General features: G+C 43.2%; 19 protein-coding genes. 8 read left to right on the top strand and 11 right to left on the bottom strand.

Features of this window, described 5'->3' with window-relative positions; genetic code table 11:
• Window positions 1–67 precede the first annotated feature (67 nt).
• Together KNP99_RS07150 and KNP99_RS07145 are read right to left on the bottom strand one after the other, a co-directional pair.
• Window positions 68–781 carry an alpha/beta fold hydrolase gene (locus tag KNP99_RS07150; protein WP_088837478.1) on the bottom strand — a complete coding sequence of 238 codons (714 nt, stop codon included), beginning with the start codon at window positions 779–781 and terminating at the stop codon, window positions 68–70.
• An 8-nt stretch (window positions 782–789) separates the two neighbouring features.
• On the bottom strand, window positions 790–1347 hold the full coding sequence (locus tag KNP99_RS07145) for a GNAT family N-acetyltransferase (RefSeq protein ID WP_029330974.1): 558 nt from the start codon (window positions 1345–1347) through the stop codon (window positions 790–792).
• 136 nt (window positions 1348–1483) lie between these two features.
• On the opposite strand from KNP99_RS07145, the gene KNP99_RS07140 reads away from it, so the two are divergent.
• The 4 genes from KNP99_RS07140 to KNP99_RS07125 all read left to right on the top strand — a co-directional run bounded on the left by KNP99_RS07140 (window position 1484) and on the right by KNP99_RS07125 (window position 5582).
• Window positions 1484–2215: a hypothetical protein gene (locus KNP99_RS07140; RefSeq protein WP_088837479.1), complete on the top strand. Its 732-nt coding sequence runs from the start codon at window positions 1484–1486 to the stop codon at window positions 2213–2215.
• Window positions 2216–2477: 262 nt separating this feature from the next.
• Entirely contained in the window at window positions 2478–2771 is a 294-nt protein-coding gene (locus KNP99_RS07135) for a hypothetical protein (RefSeq protein WP_029330976.1), read from the top strand.
• A 551-nt stretch (window positions 2772–3322) separates the two neighbouring features.
• Window positions 3323–4648, top strand: coding sequence for a branched-chain amino acid transport system II carrier protein (gene brnQ, locus KNP99_RS07130; RefSeq protein WP_088837480.1), 1326 nt, complete (start codon window positions 3323–3325; stop codon window positions 4646–4648).
• A 64-nt stretch (window positions 4649–4712) separates the two neighbouring features.
• On the top strand, window positions 4713–5582 hold the full coding sequence (locus KNP99_RS07125; RefSeq protein WP_214766452.1) for a DegV family protein: 870 nt from the start codon (window positions 4713–4715) through the stop codon (window positions 5580–5582).
• Between the two features lie 61 nt (window positions 5583–5643).
• On the opposite strand, the gene KNP99_RS07120 is transcribed toward KNP99_RS07125, so the two are convergent.
• From KNP99_RS07120 to KNP99_RS07110, 3 genes are read right to left on the bottom strand one after another with little or no spacing between them, the layout of a single operon-like run.
• Window positions 5644–6138, bottom strand: coding sequence for a hypothetical protein (locus tag KNP99_RS07120; RefSeq protein ID WP_088837482.1), 495 nt, complete (start codon window positions 6136–6138; stop codon window positions 5644–5646).
• On the bottom strand, window positions 6138–6761 hold the full coding sequence (locus tag KNP99_RS07115; RefSeq protein ID WP_088837483.1) for a phosphatase PAP2 family protein: 624 nt from the start codon (window positions 6759–6761) through the stop codon (window positions 6138–6140). Before KNP99_RS07115 ends, KNP99_RS07120 begins: the two co-directional genes overlap by 1 nt.
• Window positions 6761–7306 (bottom strand): phosphatidylglycerophosphatase A family protein, encoded by a 546-nt coding sequence (locus tag KNP99_RS07110; RefSeq protein WP_088837484.1) that lies wholly within the window; start codon window positions 7304–7306, stop codon window positions 6761–6763. The genes KNP99_RS07115 and KNP99_RS07110 overlap by 1 nt, the downstream gene beginning before the upstream one ends.
• A 145-nt stretch (window positions 7307–7451) precedes the next feature.
• On the opposite strand from KNP99_RS07110, the gene KNP99_RS07105 reads away from it, so the two are divergent.
• On the top strand, window positions 7452–7964 hold the full coding sequence (locus KNP99_RS07105) for a YjcG family protein (RefSeq protein WP_029330982.1): 513 nt from the start codon (window positions 7452–7454) through the stop codon (window positions 7962–7964).
• 2 nt (window positions 7965–7966) lie between these two features.
• Here KNP99_RS07105 and KNP99_RS07100 read toward each other — a convergent pair whose 3' ends face one another.
• Window positions 7967–8170 carry a hypothetical protein gene (locus KNP99_RS07100; protein ID WP_214807276.1) on the bottom strand — a complete coding sequence of 68 codons (204 nt, stop codon included), beginning with the start codon at window positions 8168–8170 and terminating at the stop codon, window positions 7967–7969.
• A gap of 129 nt (window positions 8171–8299) precedes the next feature.
• A complete protein-coding gene (fabI, locus tag KNP99_RS07095; RefSeq protein ID WP_214807275.1) occupies window positions 8300–9073 on the bottom strand; it encodes an enoyl-ACP reductase FabI in 774 nt (257 codons plus the stop codon).
• A 143-nt stretch (window positions 9074–9216) separates the two neighbouring features.
• Between fabI and KNP99_RS07090 the strand changes: the two genes are divergently transcribed.
• Window positions 9217–10386, top strand: a complete 1170-nt coding sequence (locus tag KNP99_RS07090; RefSeq protein ID WP_214766454.1) for an FtsW/RodA/SpoVE family cell cycle protein — start codon at window positions 9217–9219, stop codon at window positions 10384–10386.
• Between the two features lie 39 nt (window positions 10387–10425).
• Here the strand turns inward: KNP99_RS07090 and KNP99_RS07085 are convergent, their stop codons facing one another.
• Genes KNP99_RS07085 through yjbM form a run of 3 tightly spaced genes read right to left on the bottom strand, consistent with a single transcriptional unit; the run spans window position 10426 to window position 12794 of the window.
• Window positions 10426–11313 (bottom strand): RluA family pseudouridine synthase, encoded by an 888-nt coding sequence (locus KNP99_RS07085; RefSeq protein WP_251132000.1) that lies wholly within the window; start codon window positions 11311–11313, stop codon window positions 10426–10428.
• A 16-nt stretch (window positions 11314–11329) separates the two neighbouring features.
• Window positions 11330–12133 carry an NAD kinase gene (locus tag KNP99_RS07080; RefSeq protein ID WP_088837488.1) on the bottom strand — a complete coding sequence of 268 codons (804 nt, stop codon included), beginning with the start codon at window positions 12131–12133 and terminating at the stop codon, window positions 11330–11332.
• A gap of 10 nt (window positions 12134–12143) precedes the next feature.
• Complete coding sequence (gene yjbM, locus KNP99_RS07075; protein WP_029330988.1) at window positions 12144–12794, bottom strand: GTP diphosphokinase; 651 nt, start codon at window positions 12792–12794, stop codon at window positions 12144–12146.
• A gap of 105 nt (window positions 12795–12899) precedes the next feature.
• Here yjbM and KNP99_RS07070 point away from each other — a divergent pair, with 105 nt between their 5' ends.
• Both KNP99_RS07070 and KNP99_RS07065 read left to right on the top strand, forming a co-directional pair.
• Entirely contained in the window at window positions 12900–13475 is a 576-nt protein-coding gene (locus KNP99_RS07070; protein ID WP_029330989.1) for a CYTH domain-containing protein, read from the top strand.
• Between the two features lie 90 nt (window positions 13476–13565).
• Window positions 13566–14357: a DsbA family protein gene (locus KNP99_RS07065; RefSeq protein ID WP_088837489.1), complete on the top strand. Its 792-nt coding sequence runs from the start codon at window positions 13566–13568 to the stop codon at window positions 14355–14357.
• 172 nt (window positions 14358–14529) lie between these two features.
• Here KNP99_RS07065 and pepF read toward each other — a convergent pair whose 3' ends face one another.
• A complete protein-coding gene (gene pepF / locus KNP99_RS07060; RefSeq protein WP_088837490.1) occupies window positions 14530–16332 on the bottom strand; it encodes an oligoendopeptidase F in 1803 nt (600 codons plus the stop codon).
• Window positions 16333–16337: the final 5 nt, after the last annotated feature.

The raw sequence follows: 16337 nt of genomic DNA, 5'->3' as shown, positions 1-16337 counted from the left end.
TTCAGAAACTTTAAAGAAATTGCAACGCAAAAGCTCTACGATTCGAACCGTAGAGCTTTGATGTTGTTTAAGCAAATACACGCTCGATAATCTCACAGAACGCATCCGGTGTTTCAAGCATCCCCATGTGACCACTGTCCGTCGATTCAAAGCTGATCCGTGAGTTATTCGGGCTAAATGCACTCTCTTTAGAGATAAGGGCATCTTTTTCACCATGAACAATCACACCAGGAACTGAAGTTTGATTCAATGCGCTCGTGACATCTCTCCGGTCGCGCATCGCACTTAGAGCGCGTATTGCACCTTCGACTGTCATCATGTAACCAATCTCTTTTGCTTCAGAAATTAGCATCGGATCTGCCCCTTCAGCAAATAAGCCGGGAATCATGCCGTCAACGAATGCCCGAACTCCAATTTCCTCGACACGACTAATGTTTTGATTCCGTTTTTGTTTCGCTTCAGTAGCGTCTGGTTTCGCCGTTGAATAGACGAGACCGAAACCGGCAATTTTATCTGCATAAGCTTCGACGATCGCAGCCGTAATATATCCGCCGAAAGAGTGACCAATGATAATCGGATTTTCGATTTCCCGGCGTTCCAAGTCCTTCATGACCCACTCTGCAAATCCTTCCACTGTGTCAGGTCCGACGTCCTCTCCTTCATGACCGGGTAGTCGCAGCGGCAAGACATCAAACGATAAGCGAAGCTTTGCTTCCACCCGATTAAAATAATCTGTTCCTCCAGCAAATCCGTGTAGCAATACGAGTGTTTGTTTCGACATTGACTAACTCATCCCTTCCATTCCGATGCAAGCATCCGGTAAATTGTCAAATCCATAAAACGTCCATGACTGTAGGCATAATCCTCAAGCAATCCTTCCGATTGAAAACCTAATTTTTGGACGAGTGCATTCGAAGCAAGATTTTCAGGTGCAACAAGGGCACTGATGCGATGGAGGGCGAAGTCTTCGAATCCATGTGTTAAAACAGCACGCGCCGCCTCAGAAGCGACACCTTGCTTCCAGTAGTCTTGACTGACCTCAAAACCGATTTCAGCACGGTGGTACTGCGCTAACCAATTATGGAAGCCGATTGTCCCGATTAATTGGTTCGTTTGCAAATCAGCGATTGCCCACCGAATCGCCTTCCCTTGTGTAAACTGTTCTTTGAAATAACTAATGACGTTTTTTGCTTCATACACAGTCGCTAACGGATCCGATCCGTAATAGTACATGACGTCCTCATCTGAAAGAATCTTAAATAAATCACGTGCATCTTTATTTTCAAGTTCCCTTAGAACAAATCGTTCCGTCGTCAACTCTGGAAATGGTTTTCGTAACCCCCACATCGTTTGATCACCTCTTTTTATGCTTCTATTCTTTATTATGCCCGTTTTCAAAAGGAATTATTCTTTTCGCTCGATTGAAGTTTTGCTACTATTGAAATAGTAAGTATTGATGAGTCAAGAAAGGAAGCAGATGGCTATGTCAAGTACAATGCTTTATTTTTATGAAGATGCAGAAAACCATCGTTTAACGATGTCTGGTGTGACATTTTCTGATTTCATGATTGCGCTAGATTTAAAACGTCCATTACTTGTCTCAGGTGCAGACTTTAAAGCCGTCAAACAATCGTTTCGTACTTCGCTCAATTACGTTGAAGCACATGAAATCGAGCAATTTTCCGCGTCGAATGATGTCGTTCGTCATCCATTGAACGCGATCGACATCCGCTCTTCACATTCCTTAGATACATTAACTGATCCTGAAGTTGCGGAGCTGTTATTCCTCATGCATATGAAGCGTGGTATGCCGAGCCCGTTCGCGTCATCGGTCGAGAACGAGTTCGCCTATTTCAGTGAACACGACGGATTTCAGGCAACAGTATATTTAAAAGATTGGTCCCGAATCGAGCAAATTCTCTCAGTCTTAATCCAGCGAAAGATTCGTCACGAGCTTCGTGGGTTATCTCCCCGTCCTTTGACGGCTGAAATCCTGATCCATATTCGTCAATTGCTCAGCGAAGGTGTGTTAATTGATTTCGCGAATATAAAACGCTCTGTTTTTACGAGACAACTCAGCATTCCTCTTTATATTGCGGGTCGTTACGAAGACATGGCCGTGCTAAAGGAAGACTTTGAGTCTGAAAAAGAGTCCATCATCGCACGTGGTGAATTCGTCCACCGCAAAAAAGCCTGGGATTTTGAGGTACGATGATCTTCAGCATCTCTATCATCAAATGATAGGATGCTTTTTTTGTATCTTATTTTTTTCTACTTTCATGTATTATTTCAAGAAATCTAATATCATACAATACCTCTCTTGAATTAATTGAATTTTCACATAAAATAATGCTAGCTTCTTTTAGAGACTTCGTTATAATGAGATTAACCTTTTGGATAAGTTAGAAGTTGCAGTTGTTTTTTTTCGTTACACGTATGATGATTGTTCGTGTTAGCTAACAAAGGAGGAACTAGTTATGGACCAGTTAAAAGTGAACGGAATCGGATCATTCGCTAAATTCGCGACGAACGGACATATCCTGAAACTGAAGGATGCGTCAATTGGCGAACTTAAATTATCACTGAATGATGCGAGCTCAATGGCAATCTCACCGATTGATGAAGAGACCGGAGTATTCACCATCCGAGGGCAGCAACAGGAACCGCTCGTCGAGCTAACGTTGCCCCGTCAATCTTGTGAAGTCGTTCACGCCTGGCTCCTCCACAAAATGAGACGACAAAAAAAGGGGCGCTTCATGGCTTCTAGTTAAACTTATGTCGCTCGTTATATCTATATTAACCATCCGGTCACTTCTTCAATGAAGGACCGGATTTTTTGTTATAATATGGTTCTTTTCGCATCTTTTTTAGTAATAATATGCATGATAACGTTCTCAATATTTTTTCTTTTGGAACAATTGTCAGAAAATATTGATTAATCATGTATCCCGTGATAATCTGAGACAAATTCAACGAGAGGAGCACCATATTATGAGCACTTTAGTTTTAACTTTGAATCACCGACTGATTATTCTGTACGCGTGGGACTGAAAACATTTCATGTGACGATGAAATAGTTTTTGGGCCCTCCTTTCGATGGATCGAATGAGGCGTCCAGTGAAACAGATGGCGCCTATCCAATCTAACGGATAGGTTTTTTAATTCCACATTGCGGTTGATCTTCTTTTACAAGTGTAGAGGTTAAAACGCGTTTGCTTCGACTCCTCGATTCTTGAATAACGAATGTTTTAAAATTTATTTATAACAGCTAATTTCTAATGGTATAGTGAGTAAGATTATGAGGAATCAGGAGGCATAATATATGTTGAACCGTAAAGATTTATTCGCTTTAGGATTTATGATTTTCGCTTTGTTTTTTGGTGCCGGTAACTTAATTTTCCCACCCGAACTCGGTGCTCTTGCCGGGACACAATTCTTACCTGCCATGCTAGGCTTCATCGTAACAGGCGTCGGTCTCCCGTTAGCGGGCTTAATCGCAGTCGCTTGGGTTGGCGGCGGAATTAGTACGCTGGCAAATCCATTGCCGAAAGCTGTTGGTGCTTTCTTGACATTCGCACTTTACGTCGCGATTGGTCCATTCTTCGGCATCCCGAGAACATCCGTCGTCACGTATGAACTTGGTATCGTTCCTTTTTTAGGAGAACCCAGCCAAACGACGTTAATCATTTCATCATTACTCTTTTTCTTGGCAACCGTGTTTCTCGTTTTAAGACCGGGTAAGTTACTTGATATCATCGGTCGCTTCATCACACCGTTATTACTGACGGCACTTATGATTCTCAGTATAAGTAGTATCGTCAATCCACTTTCTGCCGTCGAGGCACCAGCTCCTGCATACAACAGTTTTACGAACTCGTTTGTTCAAGGATTTCTTCAAGGCTATTTGACCCTCGACGCACTCGGTGCACTCGTCTTCGGGGTTATCGTCTTACACACGCTTCACACACGTGGAATTAAAGATCGTACATCACAATTAAAAAACGTGACAAAAGCCGGTTTAATTGCCGCAGTCTCATTGACTGTCGTCTATACAGGACTTGGTTTCATTGGACGAAACAGCTTCGGTGCTGTCGGTTCAGTCAGCGGTCCTGATTTGTTGCAACAATATGCTGATAGTACGTTCGGTACGGTTGGTTTAGTCATTTTAGGAACAGCGATTTTGCTTGCTTGTTTAACAACTTCCGTCGGTCTTGTGACAGCATTTTCAGAATATTTGATTTCATTGTTTAAACGATTGTCTTTCCCGGTCGCAAGTATCACGACAGCCGTATTAGGGTTCGCAATCTCGATTTTCGGATTGCAGACACTACTGTCGATTGCTGTACCTGTATTGATGTTCCTTTATCCGATTGTCATCGTCTTAATCGTCTTGACGTTCATTCGTTCAGCTATCAAGAAGCCAGCCATCGTCTATGGTGCGACATTGTTCGTAACGGCGCTTCTCTCTTTACTCAGCTCACTCATGTCGTTAAAAGTTTTACCTGCATTCGCCAGCAGTATGTATAAAGCTTTCCCGTTAGTCGACCAAAACATGGCATGGTTATTACCTGCAATCGTGACATTCATCATCAGTTCATGGATTGGACACGTTTCTCATAATTCCATCAGCCAAAAACAAGCAGGCTGATGATTCCGCTTTCATACCTGTGGTATAATGAGAAAAATGGAATTCTACTGGAGGCGTCGTTTTAATGGATAAGATTGCTTGGATCACCGATAGTATGGCTTTTTTCCGAGAGGGAGAAGCAGAACAGATCGGAGTCCATGTGGTGCCGACCCAACTCATCATTAACGGTGAATCGTACCGTGAGTATGTCGACATTTCAATTGAACAACTAGATGAAAAAATGAAACAACATTCTTCTGCCGTCCCTACGACTTCTCAGCCTTCCTTTGGAGAGTTAGTCGAGTTGTATGAGCGATTAAAGAACGAAGGATATGATTACGGGTATGCCATTCATATCACGAGTGGCTTAAGCGGAACATATGCAAGCTCAGTCGCAGCTGCAGAGGCTGTCGGTTTCCCCTTGTATGCCATTGATTCTTATACAGGGGCGACCAACCAGCAAGAAATGATTAAGATTGCGATCGAGCTCGCAACTTCTGGAATGCGTCCTGAAAACGTGATGACTGTTCTCGAAAAGTTTAAACACGGTTCTCACTTTTATTTGATCATCGGGAATATGGAAACGATGCGGCGTGGGGGTCGCGTTTCAAGTAGTCAATTTTTACTTGCGAACATGCTGAATATCAAGCCGATTGTTACGTTCAATGAACTTGGGAAACTCGTTCCCTTTAAGAAGGTTCGCTCCTTGAAGAAAGCTTTTCAGGAAATGGCTACGGAGGTCGTGGCAAAAGTCCAGGCTTCTGGTCTACACCAGCAAAGACTCTACGTCGGACATACATTGGCGTTAGAAGAAGCTGAACAACTTCGTGGTCTCATTCAATCTAAACTATCTGACGTTTCCATCGAAATCACTCAATTCGGCCCATCTATTTTGTCACATGCAGGTGCCGCTACTATCGGTGTCTATTGGTTCGACCAAATTGAATACCCGTAAAAGTAAAAGAAAAAGCATCCGACGTCACTACGTCGGATGCTTTTTCTTTTACTTTAATGATTCACGTTTGATAACGATGAAATAGTTCTTCCAATAACGCTGATTCATCCTCTACGGAAGAGATTCCTTCATGGGGACGAGTCAGACGTTCCGATAAGGTCATCGCCGGATAAGCTTGCCAGTTCGTCACTTCTACTTCTTCGAGATAGATTAAAATCGACGACATCGTGGCAGGTTGCTGATGTTGTCGCAGCCAATTTTCATATCGCTTATCTGATTTCCCTTCTTTTAGCAGGGTTTTCCCGCTCTCAAGAATTGCCCACTTTGGTTTTGCGTCGATTTGAAATAATTCAAGATGTTTAAACTGATCTACCGTTCGGCTCGTCACTGGAATCACTTGATTGATTTCAACTAGACGCTTCAGGCGCAGATGCGCCCGCATCGTCATGAACTGTTTGTTTCCATCCATTCGCTCGACGAGCAATGTCGGTTTGTTCATCGTCCGCATCGTTGCTTCATCGAACAAAATGCTATTGTCAATATCAAGTAACAACATTAATTGTAAATCTCCTTTTTTCGTCTCGGTGATACGAATGCATATGATAAGCTGAGGACGAAGGCCGCGAATAAAAATCCTCCGAGGACATCAGAAAAATAATGAACGTTCAAAATAATCCGTGAAGATCCCATTGCGAGAAACATCAACGTACAAATCGTGCTGACGACAATCCGCCCCGTCCGACTTAAAAAGCGCCAAGCAAGTACGATGAATCCTCCATAAACGGCAAATGCCATCGATGAATGTCCACTTGGAAAGCTATATCCTACGCCCCCTACCAAGTCATTTAATGATGGACGTTCTCTGACGAAAATCAATTTAACGACTTGATTTAACGCCCCGACGGAGAGACAAGCAATGAAATACCAAATGCTACCGACTTTATCACGCCAAATCAGGTAACTGACGATTGCAAGAATGCTCGTAATCGTCACAGCTCCGACACCTGATCCAATCCGCGTGAACCACGAGACATAGCTACCTGGAACACGTTCTGCCATTTCATTCGATAATTGGGCATCAAACAAAAAATAACCTGTCAGGCGAATCGATAACGCAATCGTTAAAAACAATACGAGTACGATTCCTGAGACGATTAACGCCCGATGATTGGTTTTCATTAGTACGTTCCCTTTCGTTGTTCAAGTTCTTCCGCTGAATAGTCTTCTTTATCACGTAAACGGTGTGCAAGGCGTCCGGATGCGTTCGCTGCAATCGCCGCGACGATGTCATCCATGAATGTATTGACACGTCCATCATCGACTTTCGTATCGAGCTCCTTGATAATACCGATTTTGGCTTTATCTAAGTAACCGAACGTCGTGACCGCGATTGAACCATACGTATTGACCGCACCAATCGCAATCGTTTCATCGACGCCAAACAATCCTTCATCACTTCGAATGATGGATAATAATGGTTCAGACAACAGACCCTTTTCCGCAAGAATATCAAGTTCTGCCCCAACTAAAATCGCATGTTGGAGTTCCCGTTTTTCGAGTACACGTTCGACTGAGCTGAGACATGTCTCGAGTGTCAACTCCTCCGTATAAGGTGCCTGCATCTGATACACGATTTCAGAAATGGCATGAATCGTTACTCCACGTTCGTGAAGCTTTTCAATCGCTGCTTGTTTGACCTCTTTTGAATGTGCTTTTTCTTTCATGACTAAATCCACCTCTCTGACAAAGTTCTTCACAAGTATACACAGATTCCCTGACTCTTCTCAAACATCTTTGACATAGCGCCCATAATCCGTCATGATTATTTTGTAAAGCGTTATCATTTTAGGGGAAAGTAGGGGATTTTCGATGAACATCGGGGTAGTTCTGTTTCCATCGAAGCGCATACAAGATTTCGCGAATTCGTATCGAAAACGATATGATTCAAAGTATGCTTTAATCACGCCACATATTACGATGCGTGAACGCGTGAGTGTTGATGAAAGTGAGTTAGAATCGATTGTTTCTGAATTAAACAAAGTGGCTGAACAAACGAAACCACTCGCACTACATCTTCAAGGGGCACGCTCTTTCCACCCGACAAACAATGTCTTGTTCTTAAAAGTCATGCCGACGGACGAAATGGAGCAGTTGCATCGTGCTCTACATTCAAATGGACTCGAACATACACCCAAGTACGACTTTTTGCCACATATTACGATTGGCCAAGATCTTTCTGATGTCGAACTGTTCGACGTTCTAGAACGACTAAAGATGGAAGATATTCGCTTTCAAGAAGACGTCACGAAAATGGCACTTCTCTATGAATTAGAAAATGGTGCCTGGAGCGTTTATGAAACATTCCGCTTCAAACAACACTAACATTAAACTTCCCGGTCGAACTTACGGCCGGGAAGTTTTAATTCCGGTAAAACTCCATATGCATTCGCTTGTTCTTCTAATTCATAATCATGTGACTGAATCCGCTCAATCGGATTGACTCGGGCAATCGGTTCTGTTTTTCGTTCCGGTTCAACACGAACCTGCCGATTGACGTATTGAACGACTGTAAAATCAATTTGATACATATCTCTTCCCTCCTATTTCTGTAGCCGTTATTTTCCTCATCTACTTTTCTTATTCCCAAAATAGCTTTTTAGAAAACAAAAAAACCAGGGTTGCCCCCGGTTTAGAACTACAGCAAATAGGTTGAGCACTTAAAGAATGTGGAAACCACTGTCGACGTGGAGAATTTCACCTGTCACGCCACTCGACATTTGTGACAACAGGAACAAGCCACTTTGACCGATTTGTTCCGTCGAAACGTTTCGGTGCAGTGGTGCACGCTCTTCAATGCTGTCGAGAATCGAGTTGAAGTCGCCGACACCTTTTGCCGAGACCGTACGCACTGGACCAGCTGAGATTGCATTGACACGAACACCTTGTTTTCCGTATTCAGCCGCAAGGTAACGAACGCTAGCGTCGAGCGCAGCTTTCGCGACACCCATGACGTTATAGTTCGGGACCATCTTCTCACCACCGAGATATGTCAACGTGATGACTGAAGCATCTTCTGTGAAAAAGTCTTTCGCTGCTTTGACGACTGCCGTTAAGCTGAATGCAGAAATATCGAGCGCTTGCGCGAACTGTTCACGCGTTACGCCTGAAAACTCGCCGCGTAATGCTTCTTTATCGGCAAAGGCGATCGAATGGGCAATCCCCGAAATCTTTCCGTGATCCGCATGGATGCTTTGGAACACTTGCTCGATTTCTTTATCACTCGTTACGTCACATGTATAGTAAGTAGCTGGTCGCGATAATTCTTTCCCTAACTTTTCGAGTGGTGCTTTAAATCGTTCGCCTACATACGTAAACGCGAGGCTTGCACCTGCCGCGTCAAGCGCTCGGGCAATTCCCCATGCGATCGAGCGTTGATTGATGACACCCATTACGACATACGTCTTTCCCTCAAGTGAAGGATAAATATTCATTTGAACTCCCCCTAAAATTAGTACCTGGTAATAACACCTATATCTAGGTTACAAAAACGTAACGCTTCTGTCAACCACCCCTCTTGATATTGCGATTTTGATAAATTACGTTAATATAGAAAGAGATAGAAAGTAGGGATGAAATGAACCGTTTTAAATCATTTACACAACGATATGATAACACGTTACTTTTTTTACTCGGTTGCCTGATGATCATCAGTATCATCGCAATCTATACGGCGCAACCTTTTTTGCAAGGCGCGATTAGTGAAATCAATTTCATGGCGAAACAGATTCAGTGGTATATCATCGGATTTATCGCACTATCTGTCGTCATTCTCATCGATTATGAGCAACTCAAACGTTTTCATTGGTATTTATATGGAGCAGGAATCGTCTCCTTGATTGGTCTTGTCGTCTTACGTAATACACCGCTTGTTGCGAACATTAAAGGGGCGTATGGCTGGTATCAGCTTCCGGTCATCGGAACGGTCCAACCGGCAGAGTTCATGAAGTTCTTTTTGATTGTCACGTTAGCTGCCGTCATCTCTGAACATAATGCACGGTACGTTCAACACGAACGTGATTTTTTACTTCTGCTCAAAATGGTTGTTGTAACATTACTTCCACTCGCTTTAATCATCATCCAACCCGATTTAGGAATCGGCTTAATTTTATGTGTTATTCTTGCCTGTGCGATGCTCTTATCCGGCCTCAACTGGAAGTGGCTCCTGAGCATGGTGATTTTATTTACAATTTCAATCGTCGGTTTCTTTTATCTCTTTTATTTCCAGAATGATTTACTTGCGACCTTCTTCCCAGGACACGCGATGAACCGAATCATGGCGTGGTTACAACCATTTGAGTATGCCGACGATTTATCTTATCAATTGGTCCAATCGATTAATGCGATCGGCTCCGGGCAAATGTTTGGTGTCGGCTATGGAAAACTCCAGGTTTCCGTCCCGGAATTGCATACTGATTTCATTTTCACTGCGATTTCTGCCCATTACGGATTTATTGGGGCTGCCGTCGTCTTAGTCATCCTGTTTTTGTTCATCTACCGCCTGATTCAAATCGCACTTGAAACAGCCGATCCGTTTGGAACCTATATCGTGACAGGTTACGTCGCAATGTTTACGTTCCAAATCTTTCAAAACATCGGGATGACGATGGGTGTTTTACCGATCACCGGTCTCCCACTGCCTTTCATCAGCTATGGAGGTTCGACGATGATCGTCAACTTAGTAGGTCTTGGCCTTATTATGGCGATCGCTTCCCAATCACGTGTCTCGATGTTTGATGAAGATTAAAAAAAGAGTTGATTCCCTGTTGCAGGAATCAACTCTTTTTTATTGTTCTATGAACAAGTCACTCGGTAACGGCGCTTCGAACATGACCATTTCTCCCGTCCCCGGGTGAGGAAACCGTGCGCTTGCACTATGAAGCGCCTGGCGCGGAATGAGCGGTGTCCCGCGATACATCGTATCTCCGACTAACGGATGACCGAGTGCTGCGAGATGAACACGAATCTGATGTGTCCGTCCTGTTTCCAGCTTGATTTCTAACTGCGAAATCGTTCGCATGAATGCTTCAATTGCCGTACTCTTCAAGATATGGGTAACCGCCCGTTGACCATCTTTACGGACCATCCGTTCCATGAACGAATGGTCCGTCTGACCAATCGGTAAATCGATTGTTTGTGGACCGAGTTCTCCTTCGATCAATGCAATATAACGCCGGTCGAGCAGTCCATTTTGTTGCATTTTACTCAATTGATGATGAGCTAGCGCATGTTTGGCAAAAATCACAAGCCCACTTGTATCCCGGTCCAATCGATTGACGATATGAATCGCATACGGAATCTGTCGTTGTTTATAGTAACCCAACACGAAATTCGCCAAAGAACGTTCCGGGTGAAGACGCGAGGGAATCGAAGCCATCCCCGGTGGTTTATTGACAATCAACAACCACTCGTCTTCAAACAAGATATCAAGCTCTCCTTGTGTCGCAATCATGTCTTCTGCTGGGTGCTCCTCAGGGAAAGAGACATGGATTTCGTCGTCGAGATCGACACTCTCGTTAACGTTAACATGTTGTCCGTTTCGCAAAATGTCACCATGATGCTTTATCGACACGAGCATTTTTCGGGAAATTCGGAGGCGCGTCGTACAAAAATGTCCGACACTCCAGCCGACCTGTTCATGTGTCACTGTTTCTTTCAATTCAAATACCATCATCACTTACCTCTTTTACTTAACTTCTTTCTTCTGCTAAAAATGATTCTCTGACCCGCTCCCAAAACGGGAAGGAACGAAAACGGGCAAATTTTACTTTCTTATCGGAGACACGACAGCGAATCGATTTTACGTTTTGATGAACAATAGAAGCATAATGATCGTAAGTCAATTGAAAATCAATCGGATTGACCGGTCGTATTTCGACATCATGATGCTTCGGCAACAACATCGGGGAACCGATTGTTCGATATACACGATTGTTGATGGAAGCCATTTCAGTAATTTGAATCGCTTCGAGGGCCGGGTGGACAATTGCACCACCTAACGCCTTGTTGTAGGCTGTCGAACCGGATGGGGTCGAGATACATAACCCATCACCACGAAACGTCTCAAAGTAGTCTCCACGTATCGACAAGTCACATACAAGTGTCTGATTAAAACTTTTAATCGTACATTCGTTTAGCGCCAACAACTTATTATGTGAACCGTCCGCATAATCAATCGACAGCTCAAGCAATGGGTATTCGACCGTCGCCAAATTTTCATCTGCGATATGACGAATCAACTCGTCCATTTCTTCCGGGCGCCAATCTGCATAAAAACCAAGATGTCCCGTATGAATCCCAACGAGTGTGATGTCTTCGACTTGACTCAAATAAGAATGAAATGCCTGGAGCATCGTTCCATCTCCACCAATTGAAATGATGATTTCCGGAGTCGCTGCATCAAGAACACTCCCCCGAGCAATCAACTCTTGTTCCAATTGATCGCGTAGCATTCGCGAGCGTTCATCATCTCGTGCTGTAATCGCAAAGCGCATGGTCATCCTCCTACTCGCTTACTGGATTATTAGTTTGTTTTCCGTCTCGTTCATGTAGGACGAGCTGTGCGTCTTGAATCTCTACTTTCAGTTGACTCATTTCCGCATCCAATAAAAAGGCGGCTTCCGCGGCACGTCGCAGTCGTTCGCGTGTTTCCTCCGGAATGTTTCCTTGGTATTTATAATTGAGTGAGTGCTCAATCGTCGCCCAAAAGTTCATCGCAAGTGTCCGAATCTGAATCTCAACGAGCGTCGGAATCTCACCTTCAATCGTTTGGACAGGATAGGCAATAATAATATGATAGGAACGATATCCGCTCTCTTTTTTTTGTGTGATATAATTTCGCTCTTCGACCACCTTAAAGTCTCCACGTGATCGTAACAGTTCTAGTACGTGGATGATGTCGTCGACAAATTGACACATAATGCGTAAGCCGGCGATGTCTTGCATCTCTTGTTCTAACGAACTGATCGCAATCGATTTCCGCTCCGCTTTTTGGATAATACTCTTCACAGGTTTTACCCGTCCCGTGACAAATTCAATCGGTGAATGTTCCCCACGTTGTTGAAATTGTTTTCGAATGGCCTTTAGCTTTACCTTCAGTTCATCAACCGCGATTTGATACGGCGCGAGAAATAAATCCCAATTTTCTTTTGTCATCGTTTTCGTCACCACTTTTAATCTAAATTGTTGGTTCAATTCGTTCCACTACTTCATTCATGTTATCATATTTTCAAGCATTCAACTAGAAAGGCGTGAACCGGAATGAGACAAGAAATGGAAATTGAATTTAAAAACTTGTTAACAGCAGATGAATACAAGCAACTGATGCAAGTTTACGGCAAACAAGACGAAACGATTTGGCAAGCAAATGATTATTTTGATACACCTACGTTTGAATTGCGTCAGCATGGCGCTGCTCTACGCATCCGTCAGAAAAAAGAGGGTCTCGTATTGACCTTAAAAGAACCGAAAGATGATGGTTTACTTGAAACACATGTTTCTCTATCGGAAGCAGAGGCAGAGGAATTATTCAAATATGGTCTGATTCAATCTGATGCGATGAATGAACAATTGAGTCGCTTCAACTTAACAGCATCGCTTGAACACTTAGGACGTTTAGAAACAACTCGTTTTGAAACAAAATTGAAAGACGGATTGCTCGTACTGGATCAAAGTCACTATTTAGGCGTAACCGACTACGAATTAGAATTCGAAGTGCAAGCCTTCGAACAAGGTCAACTTGCTTTCACGCAACTGCTCGAGAAACATCAAATTCCACGTCGTGAAACGAAAAATAAAATTGTCCGTTTCATGGAGCGTAAAGCGGTTTCACGCTAATCGTGTACAAATGTACAAGCAAAACCTTTGCTCTTTCATTTTTTTCGTTGCTAAAATAGGGTAACGATAACAACAGAAGGGGGTGAACGGATGGAACACGATCAATGTAACGGTTCTTATTGTTCATTGGACGAACCATCAATTCAACAACCGACGAAACCCCTAGAAATTTATCATTTTCTAGATGTGACGCAAACAGATGGTTTACGGTTGATACCCGTTCTCAAGAAATTAGAGTTAGAGTATGGTCATCTCTTCCGACTCAGAACGATTGCGACAATTCCTTGTGCTCCATCACGCTCTGCGTGTGATATGTCGCCATTGTTGATTTTAAAAGCAATCGAACTACAAGGTAAGACATTCGGAATGCGCTTCATGAGACGTCTCCGGATGTTGCATAATGTAGAAGGCGAAAGTGCCTATACACGTTCTTCTTTAATCCGCTTAGCCGAAGCCTTAACTGAATTCGGTCTCGACTTGGAGGAATTTCATCGCGATGTTGAATCAAATACGATTCAGCTCATGCTCGAAAAAGAAACGCAGCTCGTGACAGAATGGGACGTACGCGTCCTCCCTACCCTCGCTTTCATTGGAGATGAAGAAGCCATTAAAGCTGAAGGTGCTTATGAATACCTCATTTATGTCTCCATTTTAAATGAGTTATTGGATCAACCTGTTGAGAAGCAACCAAAGCCACCGCTCGAACATTTCTTGAAACGGTATGAAACAGCAACAACTTCAGAAATCGCTTTTATTTACGATGTATCTGAAGCGCAAATTGAACATGAGTTGAAAAAACTTGCACTTCAACAAAAATGTGTCTCACTTTCTTATTGTGACGGTAAAGTATGGCGTCACCTTAAAGACTCAGCACATGCTTAAGTTAAAAGAAAAAGGTGTTTCCGCAATTGCGGAAACACCTTTTTTGTCATTCACATGACCATTGGATGGGGGAAAAGAGAATCATCAGGGGAATGTGACCCTCTTCACATTCTTAGTATATAAGAGCCCCGGATTTTTTTTCTATAACTTTGTGCAAAAATTCACAGAGTTGTCACTCTCCGAGTAATGCTTCGAATTCATCCAACACACGTTCAAATTGACGTAATGCTGCTTCCACTGGTGCTTTTGTCGTCATATCGACACCTGCTGCCTTTAAGACTTCAATCGGATAATCACTTGATCCTGCTTTAAGGAAATTATTAATGTAACGATCAACAGCAGGTTGTCCTTCTTCTAAAATTTGCGTCGTCAATGCGGCAGCGGCTGAAATACCTGTCGCATACTGGTAGACATAATAATTGTAGTAGAAGTGAGGAATCCGTGCCCACTCAAGACCGATTTCTTCATCCAATACGATTCCGTCGCCAAAATATTTTTGGTTCAACGCATAATACGTTTTCGTCAGGAATTCTGGTGTCAACGATTGACCGAGTCGAGCCGCCTCGTGAATTTCATGTTCAAATTCTGCGAACATCGTCTGGCGGAACAACGTACCACGGAATGTTTCTAATTGATTGTTTAACAAATAAAGTTTCTCTTTTTTATCTGTAACACGTTTCAGTAAGAAATCATTTAACAAAGCCTCATTTGTCGTCGAAGCTACTTCCGCTACAAAAATCGAATAATCACCATAAGCATATGGTTGTGATTGACGTGTATAGTAACTATGAACAGAATGGCCGAATTCATGTGCCAATGTAAAGAGGTTGTTGACGTTATCTTGCCAATTCATCAAGATAAACGGTTGTGTATCATATGCGCCAGAAGAATAGGCACCACTGCGCTTACCACGTGTCTCGCGAACATCGACCCATCGATCTGTCAAACCTTCTTCTAAGATATGCTTGTACTCATCTCCAAGTGGTGCCAATCCATCGACCATCAATTGTTTCGCTTCATCGTAAGAGACTTTCATTTCGACTTCGCTAACGAGCGGTGTATACATGTCATACATATGAAGCTCTTCTAATCCGAGTACACGTTTACGAAGTTCAACGTAACGATGTAACAATGGGAGATGTTCATGGACCGCTTCTACTAATCCATCATACACTTGCTCCGGAATGGCATTTCCATGTAATGCAGACTCACGCGCCGACTTGAACTGTCGCACTTCCGCATAAAAATTATCTTTTTTGACTGATCCTGCAAGTGTCGACGCGAGCGTGTTTGTATAGTTGCCGTATGTTTCGTACATCGCCTTGAACGCTGCCTCGCGGACTGAACGGTCTTTCGACTCCATGAATGTAATGAATCGACCATGTGTCAATTCCGCCTCTTGCCCGTCTTCCCCTTTGATTTTAGGGAATTTCAAGTCAGCATTATTCAACATACCGAACGTCGTTCCAGATTGCCCTAATACTTCCCCTGCTTTAGCAAGAATTGCTTCTTCAGCTTCAGTTAATACATGGTCGCGTTCTCGATTAAGTTCATCAAACGCATGACGATACATCGCAAGATCCGGATTGCGATCTAAAAATCCCGTAATCGTTTCAACTGGAATCGTCAACAGTTCTGGTGTCATGAAAGCTAGTGCAGCTCCAATCTGCGAAGCGAGCGTCCGCGCACGGTCATTCATCGCTTGATAGAAGCTATCAGCCGTATTTTCGTCATAACGCATATGCGCGTATGTATAAAGCTTATGCAGACGTCGTGAAATTTCATCACGTAACTGTAAACCTTCAAAAAGCGTTGTATCATCTTTTCCAAGTCGCCCTTTGTAATCAATCATCAAAGGTAACATCGCTTTGACAGATTCAAAATCCTCTTCCCATGCTTCATTCGTTTCATAAATTGATTCTAAGTTCCACGTTTCTTCTACCGTGACATCTTTTCGTGTCAATAGTTCTGCCATTTCAA

Source organism: Exiguobacterium sp. s95, from assembly GCF_018618655.1.
Lineage (GTDB): Bacteria > Bacillota > Bacilli > Exiguobacteriales > Exiguobacteriaceae > Exiguobacterium_A > Exiguobacterium_A oxidotolerans.
This window is presented reverse-complemented; position numbering and strand designations above follow the sequence as displayed.